The organism is Methanospirillum sp. (assembly GCF_035560735.1).
In the GTDB taxonomy this organism is placed as follows: domain Archaea; phylum Halobacteriota; class Methanomicrobia; order Methanomicrobiales; family Methanospirillaceae; genus Methanospirillum.
Genome location: NZ_DATMYY010000220.1, coordinates 1 through 2,284, shown reverse-complemented (window position 1 = coordinate 2,284; position 2,284 = coordinate 1). Strand labels below are relative to the sequence as shown.

2 protein-coding genes are annotated in these 2,284 nt (G+C 43.7%); one reads left to right on the top strand and one right to left on the bottom strand.

Features of this window, described 5'->3' with window-relative positions:
* The first annotated feature begins 70 nt into the window (after positions 1–70).
* On the top strand, positions 71–1,879 hold the full coding sequence (locus VN429_RS06420) for a KUP/HAK/KT family potassium transporter (RefSeq protein ID WP_325631114.1): 1,809 nt from the start codon (positions 71–73) through the stop codon (positions 1,877–1,879).
* Positions 1,880–1,924: 45 nt separating this feature from the next.
* On the opposite strand, the gene VN429_RS06415 is transcribed toward VN429_RS06420, so the two are convergent.
* A partial coding sequence (locus tag VN429_RS06415) for a GAF domain-containing protein (RefSeq protein ID WP_325631112.1) occupies positions 1,925–2,284 on the bottom strand: 360 nt, incomplete at its 5' end.

Sequence of the window (2,284 nt, the reverse complement as noted above, 5' to 3'; positions counted from 1 at the left end):
GATTTATGATAATTGTCTGGGTGCAACACCAGAGTTCATTTATTCTATTGATTGAAATACTGAGGTGGATATGATACAACCACCTCCTCTTCCCTCAATATTAAAATCAATCGGTCTGGTCTTCGGAGATATCGGAACAAGTCCAATATACACGCTTGCTTCTCTCTACCTGGTTGTAAAGCCGACGCCGAGTCATATCTTTGGTACTATTTCCATGATATTCTGGACTCTGATTGTCCTGGTATCATTACAATATGCTGTTCTTGCGATGCGTCTCTCCAGCAATGGTGAGGGTGGAACCATCGTGCTCAAGGAACTTCTTTTGCCGATGGTCAAGAGCAAGTACGGAATTCTTGCTGTTACTATTATCACTTTTGCCGGGGTCTCCCTGATGATAGGGGACTGTGTCATCACTCCAGCTATTAGTATTCTCTCGGCTGTTGAGGGTATCAAACTCATACCAGCCTGGGCCGGGATATCAGAGGGTACGCTGGTAATGCTTGCAATCCTCATATCGATTGGACTCTTCTGGTTTCAAAAACGAGGAACCGATAAAGTAGGGAAAACCTTTGGACCGGTTATGATCATCTGGTTCATCTCTCTTGCTGTCTTTGGTACTATTTCAATTGTCAGAACTCCGGAGATCATCCTTGCACTCAGTCCCACACATGCTCTCCTGTTTATTCTGCAGGATCCTGGCATAGCGTTCCTATCCCTTTCGCTCATAATTCTGTGTGCAACCGGGGGAGAAGCACTGTTTGCAGATATGGGTCACCTCGGAAGGGAACCGATTCGATGGGCATGGCTTATTGTTCTTGTTGCCTTGACCCTGGTATATCTTGGTCAGGGAGCCTTTCTTATCAGAAACGGCCCGGTTGACAACCCGTTTTTCGGGTTGATTATTAGTGAAGCAGCAATATTGTATATTCCATTCCTGTTTTTAACGGTGATGGCAACAGTGATAGCATCCCAGGCAGTTATAAGCGGAATCTTCTCTGTTATTTATCAGGCTATCAATACTCATCTCCTTCCAAGACTTCCTATAGACTATACCTCGTCTGAACTGCGAACTCAGATCTATATCGACATTGTAAACTGGGGATTATGTATTGCTGTCATTTTCATGCTTCTTATCTTTGGCTCATCAGAGAGGCTTGCTGCTGCATACGGGATTGCAGTCAGCGGAACGATGTTAATTACCGGTGTGATGATGAGTACAATATTCCTGTACAGACGCCAGTTTTTACCGGTTATCCTCTCAATATTTGTAACATGTGTAGACCTGCTCTTCTTCCTCTCACTTCTGCATAAGATCCCGGTTGGAGGATATTGGTCACTCGTGATAGCTGCCATCCCATTCTCTATCTTTGTAATCTTTACTGAAGGGCAGAAAGTTTTGTACCGGGGTCTTAATCCGATGGATAACGGGGTGTTTATGAAAAAGTTTGAGGACCGGTACACCCATTATCCAAAGTTACCAGGTACTGCAGTCTTTTTCGCCCAGTCAATGGAACATATTCCGGCATATATGACCCGGACTATGTTTATTCATGGAATAATCTACAAGGACAATGTCATCATATCTGTCCGGCCTAAAGAAGAGGCCTATGGTGTAAGCTGGCATCTCAAGGAGATAAGACCCGGACTTCGGTCTCTTTCCATAGAGTATGGGTACATGCAGGTTATTCATCTTCTTTCCATTATCAGGCAGGTAGGGATAGAAGAGACCACGGTTTTTTACGGGATGGAAGAGATCGTCACGAACAATATTATCTGGAAGATATATGCTGTGATCAAGCGGCTTTCACCATCGTTTGTCCAGTATTACCGCCTGCCACCTGACCGGGTTCACGGTGTGGTAACAAGACTTGAGATGTGAGATCAGAATGTCCTTAATCTGATGAAAAAATGGAAGGGATATTGTTTATCCTTTTTCAAACCGTTCAATAGCAAGTCCTGTCAGATCGGTGAATAGTTCCAGCATTCTTCCTTCATCAGGAGAAATGACACCTTCTACCTCATCAGGTTTTACGCCAAGAACTCCAAGCACTTTTTTTCTGCTTCTGATTGGGATAAACCGTAGCCGGGATGCATGAAGCGTATCTGTGTCATACCCGACAATTGCATTTTTTGAAAAAGCCCATTGCGCAATGGAAATTTCATCAGCAGTAATTTGCAATGCACGGGATGACCCTATGACTGACAGATTTTTAGATTCTGGCATGAGAATTACAGCCTGCCAGTTAAAGTTCTCTTCTATTTTAAGAATTACAGCAGATATAAC

What these genes read in the sequence shown, in the direction of transcription:
- VN429_RS06420 (WP_325631114.1), top strand. Translation starts at nt 71, where the DNA reads ATGATACAACCACCTCCTCTTCCCTCAATATTAAAATCAATCGGTCTG.